General features: G+C 53.7%; 6 protein-coding genes and 1 pseudogene. All 7 read left to right on the top strand.

The genetic code is table 11. The features are described from left to right. Positions 1 to 5: 5 nt before the first annotated feature. Positions 6 to 542, top strand: coding sequence for a transcription termination/antitermination protein NusG (nusG, locus tag ACYX34_RS01290; RefSeq protein ID WP_462074750.1), 537 nt, complete (start codon positions 6 to 8; stop codon positions 540 to 542). A 46-nt stretch (positions 543 to 588) separates the two neighbouring features. Further along, positions 589 to 1,014 carry a 50S ribosomal protein L11 gene (gene rplK / locus ACYX34_RS01295; protein WP_462074746.1) on the top strand — a complete coding sequence of 142 codons (426 nt, stop codon included), beginning with the start codon at positions 589 to 591 and terminating at the stop codon, positions 1,012 to 1,014. A 26-nt stretch (positions 1,015 to 1,040) separates the two neighbouring features. Next, complete coding sequence (gene rplA, locus ACYX34_RS01300; RefSeq protein WP_462074747.1) at positions 1,041 to 1,733, top strand: 50S ribosomal protein L1; 693 nt, start codon at positions 1,041 to 1,043, stop codon at positions 1,731 to 1,733. 94 nt (positions 1,734 to 1,827) lie between these two features. After that, positions 1,828 to 2,334: pseudogene (gene rplJ / locus ACYX34_RS01305) on the top strand (50S ribosomal protein L10); the annotation flags it as partial. Between the two features lie 27 nt (positions 2,335 to 2,361). After that, positions 2,362 to 2,763, top strand: coding sequence for a 50S ribosomal protein L7/L12 (rplL, locus tag ACYX34_RS01310; RefSeq protein ID WP_462074751.1), 402 nt, complete (start codon positions 2,362 to 2,364; stop codon positions 2,761 to 2,763). A gap of 123 nt (positions 2,764 to 2,886) precedes the next feature. Then, positions 2,887 to 6,843, top strand: coding sequence for a DNA-directed RNA polymerase subunit beta (gene rpoB, locus ACYX34_RS01315; protein WP_462074748.1), 3,957 nt, complete (start codon positions 2,887 to 2,889; stop codon positions 6,841 to 6,843). 46 nt (positions 6,844 to 6,889) lie between these two features. After that, on the top strand, positions 6,890 to 9,716 hold a 2,827-nt coding region (gene rpoC / locus ACYX34_RS01320), incomplete at its 3' end, for a DNA-directed RNA polymerase subunit beta' (protein WP_462074749.1).

Raw genomic sequence — 9,716 nt, forward strand, 5'->3', positions numbered from 1 at the left:
GGTGCATGACAAAGAACTGGTACGTCATACATACGTACGCGGGTTTTGAGGGGCGCGTGAAGACCAGCCTCATGGAACGTGCGAGTCAAATGGGGCTTGTGGAGAAGGTCGGGCAGGTCCTTGTTCCGACGGAGGATGTGATTGAAATCAAGGATGGGAAGCGACGGACCTCCCGTCGGAAGTTCTTTCCGGGGTATGTTTTGGTAGAGCTGGAGTCTCCGCTGGCTGATGAGACGCTCCAGATGATTAAGGAGACCCCCAAGGTGACGGGATTTGTCGGAGGAGGAGTTGTGCCGACGCCGCTTACCGATGAGGAAGTCGAGTCCTTGCTCAAACAAGTTGATGCAGGTCAGGCGGAACCGCGTGAGCAGGTCAAATTCATTAAGGGTGATAATGTCCGTATTATCGATGGTCCGTTCCTGGGGTTCAATGGTGCAGTGGACGAGGTCGATCAGGATCATAGTCGATTGAAGGTCATGGTCAGCATCTTCGGTCGGTCAACCCCAGTTGAATTGGGATTCCTGCAGGTTGAACGGATTTGAAGAGCGATGAGCTGACAGCTCATCGCTGACCGCTAAGGAGAAAGTCATGGCAAAAGAAGTCTCGGCGCAGATTAAGTTGCAAATTCCGGCTGGTAAGGCCAACCCTGCTCCTCCCGTAGGTCCTTCGTTGGGTCAGCACGGCGTCAACATTATGGAGTTTTGTAAGCAGTTCAATGCGAAGACTCAGAAGGAAGGGGACAGTATCATCCCTGTGGTGATCACAGTCTATAAAGATCGTACTTTTAGCTTCATTATGAAGACCCCTCCGGCTTCGGATTTGCTGAAGAAAGCGGCCGGGGTCATTAAGGGCTCTGGTGTGCCACAGAAGGATAAGGTGGGGAAAATCACCCGGCAGCAGCTGAATGAGATCGCGCGTAAGAAAATGGGTGATCTGAACGCGGCTGATGTGGAGGGGGCGACGAGGATCATCGAGGGGACTGCGCGCAGCATGGGCATTGTGATCCAAAGTTAATTTCTGGACCGAAGGAGCGGTAGGCTATGGGAAAGAAGATGAATGCGGCGCTTCAGAACGTTGAGCCGCGTGTCTATGGATTGCGTGAGGCGGTTGAAGCCGTGAAGCGCTCGGCATTTGCGAAGTTTGACGAGTCGGTTGATCTAGCGCTTCGCCTCGGGATTGACCCCAAGCGTTCGGATCAATTTGTCCGAGGAACGGCGGCGCTTCCGCATGGGACAGGGAAAAGGGTTCGGGTATTGGTCTTTGCGAAGGGTGAAAAGGAACAGGAGGCACGCCAGGCGGGAGCCGACTATGTGGGTGCGGATGATTTGATGGAGAAAATCAAGGGCGGCTGGATGGAGTTTGATTGTGCCATTTCTACGCCGGACTTGATGGCGTCCGTCGGCAAGCTTGGGAAGGTGCTCGGACCTCGTGGTTTGATGCCGAATCCGAAGACCGGCACGGTTACCTTCGAAGTCGGGAAAGCTGTCTCTGATATTCGGAAGGGGCGTGTTGAGTTTAAGGTCGAGAAGGCTGGTATCGTGCATGTGCCGGTTGGAAAGGTGTCCTTTGAGCCGGAAAAGCTCTACGACAATGCATCAGCCATCCTCGAATCTGTCATCAAGGCAAAACCTGCCTCCTGCAAAGGGCGCTATCTCAAGAGTGCCACGATTACGAGCACGATGGGACCGGGAGTGAAGTTGGATACCATCGCACTGACGAAGCAGTGGAGTTAGACGAAGGACGTCGTCTGTCACTTAGCTGGTCGGGGAGGCCCGGTAGGTCCTGATTGATTCGTGGTGGGTGACGAATCCTCGAAGAAGGAGAGCGATGAAGAAGGAAGAAAAAGTTACGACGGTGGCGGCTTTGGCCGAAAAATTCGGTCGAGCCAGACTGGCTATCTTGACGGAATGCGTCGGTCTTCCTGTCAATGAGGTCACTGAGTTGCGCAAGCAACTCCGGGGAGTTAAGGCTGAGTACCGAATCGTGAAGAATACGCTCGCGGCTCGTGCTGCTGAGGGGACGGCATTGGCTGGGCTCAAGCTGCATCTCAAGGGTCCGACTGGTGTCGTCATTGGGTATGATGATCCTGTGTTGCCGACCAAGGTCCTGAAGGATTTTATCGGAGCCGAGAAACGGGAAGAGAAGATTAAGATGACGGCCGGAGTGCTGGAAGGCAAGCTCCTTCAGCCGGCTGATCTGGTGGCTGTCGCGAAGCTGCCTAAGAAGGAAGTTCTTGTCGCGATGTTGCTCTCGGCCATGCAAGGGCCGATTCGTGGTGTTGTGTATACGTTGAGTGCGGTGTTGTCGAAATTTGTCAGAGTCATTGCAGCCATTCAGGATAAACGGAAAGGAGAAGGGGAGATGCCAGCTACAGAAGGAAAATTGTCACAAGAGGAATTGATCAAGGCAATCGAGGGGATGAGCGTGCTCGATCTAGCCGAACTTGTCAAGGGGCTGGAAACGCGATTCGGGGTCACGGCAGCCGCACCAGTTGCGGTGGCGGCGGCACCGGCGGCAGGTGGTGGGGCAGCTGCTCCGGCTGAAGAAAAGACGGCATTCGATGTCATTCTGGCATCTGCACCGGCAGATAAGAAAATTCAGATCATTAAGGTGGTGCGAGAGCTTACCAGTCTTGGACTGAAGGAAGCGAAGGATCTGGTTGAGGGAGCTCCAAAGCCTGTTAAGACTGGGGTTGCCAAAGAAGAGGCGGATACGATGAAGAAGAAGCTCGAAGAAAGCGGTGCAAAAGTCGAAGTGAAGTAGGGATACCATTCGTTATAGTCACTGGTCATTGTGCATTGGGGGAAGGTTGATCACCGTCGGCCTGTCGCTCTGTGTCATGACCGGTGACTGCTGTTCACCGCCAACCAGTGTGGAGGAGTAGGAATGTCCGAAACGACTCTGCAGGAGTTCGTCGAGCGGAAAGATTTTTCACGCATTCGAACCAATATCGATATTCCAGATCTGATCGAAATTCAGAAGCGTTCCTATGAGGAGTTTCTGCAATTTGAGGTCGAACCGGACCGCCGGAAAGATTATGGATTACAGGCGGCGTTGGCCAGCGTGTTCCCAATCCCGGACTATAACAACACGGCTGTGCTCGAGTTTTCGAGTTACACCTTAGGTGCGCCAAAGTACGATGAGCGCGAATGTCTTGAGCAGGGCATGACGTTTGCCGTTCCGTTGAAATTGCGTGTGCGCTTGGTCGTGTTTGATAAGGAGGATAAGGGGCCCCGGAAGAAGGTGCTCGATGTGCGGGAGCAAGAGGTCTATGTCGGTGAATTGCCGCTGATGACCGAACGGGGAACTTTTATCGTCAACGGAACTGAACGAGTCGTCGTCAGTCAGCTCCATCGGTCGCCTGGGGCCTCCTTTACTCATGATAAGGGGCGTACGCATGCGAGCGGGAAAGTCTTGTATTCGGCGCGCATTATTCCCTATCGAGGCTCATGGCTCGATTTCGAGTTTGATGCCAGGGACATTCTCTATGTCCGGATCGATCGTCGGCGGAAAATGCCCACCACCATTTTGTTGAAGGCATTCGGATTTTCAAGCGATGATTTGCTCAAAATGTACTATCCCGTGGAGGAGATTCGGGTCTCGAAGGGCAAGATGTTCCGCAAGCTTGATCCGGAGATTCACCATGGACTTCGGTGCTCGGCAGAGGTGACGGATAAAAACAGCAAGGAGCCGTTGGTTCGGGAAGGGGCGAGGCTGACAAAGGGGATGATCGCCAAGCTCAAGGCGTCTGGAGTGAAAGAGATTCCCATGCTGCCCGGGGAGTTGGTGGGGCGCGCCGTTCTGACGGAGGTGGTCGATTCGCAGAAGAACAAGCTGGCTGAGAAGAATCAGCGGTTGACTGCCGAGATCGTGGAGCAAATCGTTGAAAGTGATGTCGAGGAGTTTAAAGTTATTTACCTTGATATGGCCACCGCTACGCCGGTCATTCTCGATACGTTGGAGATGGAGAAGATTGGGTCAAAAGAAGAGGCGATGGTTGAGATCTATCGCCGACTTCGCCCGGGTGAGACTCCGTCGGTCGATACCGCGCGGGCCTTGTTCGATAATCTTTTCTTGAATTCCAAGCGATATGATCTCTCGCCAGTCGGTCGTCTTAAGCTCAATAAGAAGCTTGGTTTGGATTTGCCGCTTGAACAGCGGACGCTCACGGCACAAGACATCGTGGAAGTCATTCGCTACCTTGTGAATCTAAAGATCGGGAAGGGTGAAATCGACGACATCGATCACTTGGGCAATCGCCGTGTACGATCCGTTGGTGAGCTGCTCGAGAATCAATTTCGGCTGGGGCTCGTTCGGATGGAGCGCAGTATCAAGGAACGGATGAATCTCCTCGATATGGAAACCGTACTTCCGCACGACCTGATCAACGCCAAGCCGGTGGTGGCGGCAGTCAAGGAATTCTTCAGCAGCAGCCAGTTGTCTCAATTTATGGATCAAACCAACCCTCTGGCTGAGATTACGCATAAACGCCGCCTGTCCGCGCTTGGCCCTGGTGGGTTGACCAGAGAGCGTGCCGGGTTCGAGGTCAGAGACGTGCACCCATCCCACTATAGTCGTATTTGCCCAATTGAAACGCCGGAAGGTCCAAATATCGGGCTAATTACGTCCCTGGCGACCTATGCGAGGATTAACCAATTTGGATTCATCGAGGCACCCTATCGGAAAGTTGTGAAGGGGCGGGTGACGGATGAAATCGAGTTTCTTTCGGCGATCGAAGGCGACAAATACATTATCGCTCAGGCGAACTCGAAGCTGGATGGGGCTGGCAAGTTAGTCTCGGAAACCGTGTCTTGTCGCCATGGTGGAGACTTTGTCTTAGCCGCGCCGGATAAAATCGAGTATATGGATGTCTCGCCAAAGCAGGTGGTGAGTGTCGCTACGGCGCTCGTGCCGTTCTTGGAGCATGACGACGCCAACCGTGCGTTGATGGGTTCCAACATGCAGCGGCAGGCTGTTCCCTTGATCACGTCCGAATCCCCCTTGGTCGGAACGGGGATGGAGGCTGTGGTTGCCAGAGACTCCGGATACGTGATCCAAGCTCGACGGCCCGGGGTTGTCGAGAGTGTCGACGCGACTCGTATTGTGGTGCGGGCTGAATCAAAGGACGGCAAGAAGGGGAAAGATTCTGGGCTGGATGTGTACGATCTGATTAAGTTTCAACGGTCAAATCAAAACACCTGTATTACGCAAACTCCGGTGGTTCGAATCGGTCAGCCTGTCAAGAAGGGGCAGGTGCTCGGAGACGGACCGGCGATTGATCGCGGAGAATTGGCACTGGGGAAGAACGTGCTTGTCGCGTTCATGCCCTGGGGGGGCTATAACTTCGAAGACGCGATCTTGCTCAGTGAAAAGTTGGTTCGTGAGGATGCGTTCACCTCTATTCATATTGAAGAATTTGAGGTGGAGGCTCGGGACACCAAGTTGGGGAAGGAAGATGTGACACGAGATATCCCCAATGTCGGCGAAGAGGCTCTGAGGAATTTGGACGAGAGCGGCATCATTCGCATCGGTGCCGAAGTAAAGCCGGGCGATATTCTCGTGGGCAAGGTAACGCCAAAAGGTGAGACGCAATTGACTCCGGAAGAGAAGTTGCTCCGAGCGATCTTCGGTGAGAAAGCTGGTGATGTGAAGGACACCTCGCTCACCGTGCCTCCCGGCGTTGAAGGCATTGTCGTCGACGTGAAGATCTTTTCGCGCAAGGGGCTTGATAAGGATGAGCGCTCGAAGAGTATTGAGACCGATGACCAAATGAAGCTGCAGCGTGATCACCATGAAGAGCTGCGGATCATCGATGAAGAGAAGACGAAGAAGATTCGGAAGCTCTTGCTCGGCAAGGTGGTGGGGCGCGATCTGATGGATCCTGAAAGCGGCGATGTCATCTTGAAGAAAAAGGGGAAATTGACCGCAGAGATCCTGAAGCGATTGCCCGACGACACGGTGCGGCACATTATCCTGAGCGATCCTGACGAGCAAAAAGAGCTGGAGGATGTCGAGCGGAGGGCAAAGGAGCAGATTGAAATACTTCAAACGCTGTATGACGAAAAGGTCGGCCGACTAAAACGCGGCGACGAGTTGCCTCCAGGCGTCATCAAGCTCGTCAAGGTGTATATTGCGATGAAGCGCAAGATTCAAGTCGGCGATAAGATGGCCGGGCGTCATGGTAACAAAGGTGTCGTGTCTCGCGTGTTGCCGGAAGAAGACATGCCCTATTTACCTGACGGGACTCCGGTCGAAATTGTGCTGAACCCGCTTGGTGTGCCGTCTCGTATGAACGTGGGGCAGATCCTGGAAACCCACCTCGGATGGGCTGCAAAGGCATTGGGTGTGAAGGTGGCGAGCCCGGTATTTGATGGTGCTTCTGAGAAAGAAATTAAGGAATTACTCAAAAAGGCGAAGCTGCCAATGAGTGGCCAAGCGCATCTCGTTGACGGAAAAACTGGAGAACCGTTTGGGAGTCCGGTGACCGTTGGGTACATGTATGTGCTCAAGTTGCACCACTTGGTGGACGACAAGATCCACGCGCGGTCCATTGGCCCTTATTCGCTTGTGACGCAGCAGCCGTTGGGCGGGAAAGCCCAATTCGGAGGCCAGCGCTTAGGAGAAATGGAAGTGTGGGCTCTGCAGGCGTATGGAGCGGCGTCGACGTTGCAGGAATTTCTCACGGTCAAGTCCGACGACGTCCCTGGACGATCTCGTATGTACGAAGCGGTGGTCAAGGGTGAACCCTTCCTAGAGCCAGGGTTGCCCGAATCGTTCAATGTGTTGGTCAAGGAGTTGCAGAGCTTGGGGCTTGATGTCGAATTAGTCAAGACGCAAGACTAACCGCTTGTGTGTCGGCGAGTGGCCGGCATCAGAGGAGGTCATTACCTTGGAAGGCGTATATACATTATTTGAAAAGCAGCGGGATTCTGTCTCGTTCGATTCGATGCGCATTCGCATCGCCTCGCCCGAGAAGATCAGGTCCTGGTCCTATGGTGAAGTCAAAAAGCCTGAGACAATCAACTATCGATCTTTTAAACCGGAAAAGGATGGGCTCTTCTGCGCCAAGATTTTTGGCCCGACGAAGGACTGGGAGTGTAATTGCGGAAAATATAAGCGGATGAAACATCGCGGAATCGTCTGCGATAAATGCGGCGTTGAGGTGATCCAATCCAAGGTCCGTCGTGAGCGGATGGGGCATATCGAATTAGCCGCACCTGTCGCCCATATTTGGTTTCTGAAAGGTGTGCCGAGCAGGATCGGTACCCTGCTTGATATGAGTCTGAAGCAGTTGGAGAAGATTCTCTACTTTGAAAGCTACGTGTGTGTGGATCCTGGTTCAACGGATCTGTCGGAAAAGGAGCTGGTTCCCGAGGATAAGTTGCGCACGCTTGTTTCGGAGTATGGGGCGAGCGGGTTTAAGGTCGGGATTGGAGCTGAGGCTATCCGTGACTTGTTGCGGAAAATCGACATCAATGCGTTATGGGATGAATTGCAAGTAAAAGCCAAGGCATCCACATCCGCGGCAATGAAAAAGAAGTACGCGAAACGCCTGAAGGTGCTTGAAGCCTTCCGAAAGTCGGGGAATAAGCCGGAATGGATGATCATGGATGTCATCCCTGTCCTTCCACCAGAACTGCGTCCCTTGGTTCCGCTGGATGGGGGACGATTTGCCACCTCCGACTTGAATGATCTCTACCGGCGTGTGATTAATCGCAACAATCGGTTAAAACGCTTGATGGAGCTGAAGGCGCCGGGCGTTATCATTCGGAATGAAATGCGAATGCTCCAAGAAGCAGTCGACGCCCTCTTTGATAATGGGCGACGTGGACGTGCCATTCGTGGGCCAAACAAGCGACCACTGAAGTCGTTGAGCGACATGCTCAAGGGAAAGCAGGGGCGGTTCAGGCAGAATCTGCTTGGGAAACGCGTCGATTATTCAGGTCGTACGGTTATCGTCGTCGGGCCGGAGCTGCGTCTTCATCAATGCGGGTTGCCCAAGAAAATGGCGCTGGAATTGTTCAAGCCGTTCATCTTCCACAAGCTGGAAGCACGAGGAGCGGCAACGACCATTAAGAGCGCGAAGCGGTTGGTGGAGAAGGAGCGTCCGGAAGTCTGGGACGTGCTGGATGAGGTCATTCGGGAACATCCGGTCTTACTGAATCGGGCGCCAACACTCCACCGACTGGGCATTCAAGCCTTTGACCCTGTGCTGGTGGAAGGGAAGGCGATTCGCTTGCACCCGCTCGTCTGTGCGGCGTTCAACGCCGACTTCGACGGAGATCAGATGGCGGTCCATGTGCCGTTGTCTGTCGAGGCACAGGTCGAAGCGCGTGTTTTGATGATGTCTATCAACAACATTCTTTCACCGGCTAACGGCAAACCGATCGCGGTGCCGTCGCAAGACATGGTGTTGGGATGCTATTGGTTGACCAAAGAACGACTTGGGGCGAAGGGTGAGGGGAAAGTTTTTGGGTCGCCTGAAGAGGTTCGTATTGCCTTTGATGCGCGTGAAGTGGAAGAGCATGCGCGAATCAAGGTGCGTTTGGCCGGCTCACTGGTGCAGACGACGGTCGGTCGGGTGCTGCTGTCAGAAATTCTCCCGTCGGGGTTGCCGTTCGCCAACGCGAATAGGCTCATGACAAAGAAGGAGATGACCAAGCTGATCGATGCGGTCTATCGTCAGACCGGCCATCGCGATACGGTCGAATTTCTGGATAAGATCAAGGATATCGGCTTTACCTATGCCACAAAGGCTGGATTGTCGATCTGTATCGATAATATGCACATTCCCAGTAAGAAGGAAGACTTCATCGGGAAGGCACAGCGAGAGGTGAATGAGATCGAGAAGCAGTATTCTGAGGGGTTGATCACAAACGGAGAGCGATACAACAAAGTTATCGATATTTGGGCTCACGTTACAGAGCAGGTTTCAAACGAGATGATGAAAGAGCTCGGAGCCGGAGGTGATCCCGGAAAAGCCGAATCATTTAACCCTATTTTCATGATGGCTGATTCCGGTGCGCGCGGAAGCTCGCAACAAATTCGTCAGCTGGGCGGGATGCGCGGCCTGATGGCGAAACCATCAGGTGAGATCATCGAAACGCCGATTACGGCAAATTTCCGTGAGGGCTTGACGGTATTGCAGTATTTCATCTCGACTCACGGTGCTCGTAAGGGTCTTGCTGATACTGCGCTGAAGACCGCCAATTCAGGGTATCTGACTCGTCGGCTGGTCGACATCGCCCAGGACGTCATTATTCATGAAATTGATTGTGGAACACGCGACGGCATTACGGTCAGCGCGCTCGTGGAAGGCGGAGAGATCATTCAACCGTTGGAAGAGCGTATTCTTGGCCGCTTGGCGGCGGAAGACATTCGTGACCCTGTCACAGGGGAAATTATTGTCTCCTGGAATGAAGAGGTTACTGAGGATCTGACGAAGTTGGTTGTTGAGGCCGGAGTGGACCGCGTCAAGATTCGATCAGTCCTGACCTGTCAGTCCCCACGCGGGGTGTGTCGGGCATGCTACGGGCGTGACTTAGCGCGAGGGCGTCTGGTCGAGAAAGGTGAACCAGTCGGCGTGATCGCAGCTCAGTCAATCGGAGAGCCTGGGACCCAGCTCACCATGCGGACGTTCCATATCGGTGGTACGGCCAGCAAGGTGGTGGAGCAGACGGTGCTCGAGGCCAAGCATGCTGGGCGAATCAAGTTTA

This window comes from Nitrospira sp. CMX1 (assembly GCF_054902215.1).

Coding starts and splice junctions, on each gene's coding strand:
- nusG (WP_462074750.1), top strand. CDS start 6: ATGACAAAGAACTGGTACGTCATACATACGTACGCGGGTTTTGAGGGG.
- rplK (WP_462074746.1), top strand. CDS start 589: ATGGCAAAAGAAGTCTCGGCGCAGATTAAGTTGCAAATTCCGGCTGGT.
- rplA (WP_462074747.1), top strand. CDS start 1,041: ATGGGAAAGAAGATGAATGCGGCGCTTCAGAACGTTGAGCCGCGTGTC.
- rplL (WP_462074751.1), top strand. CDS start 2,362: ATGCCAGCTACAGAAGGAAAATTGTCACAAGAGGAATTGATCAAGGCA.
- rpoB (WP_462074748.1), top strand. CDS start 2,887: ATGTCCGAAACGACTCTGCAGGAGTTCGTCGAGCGGAAAGATTTTTCA.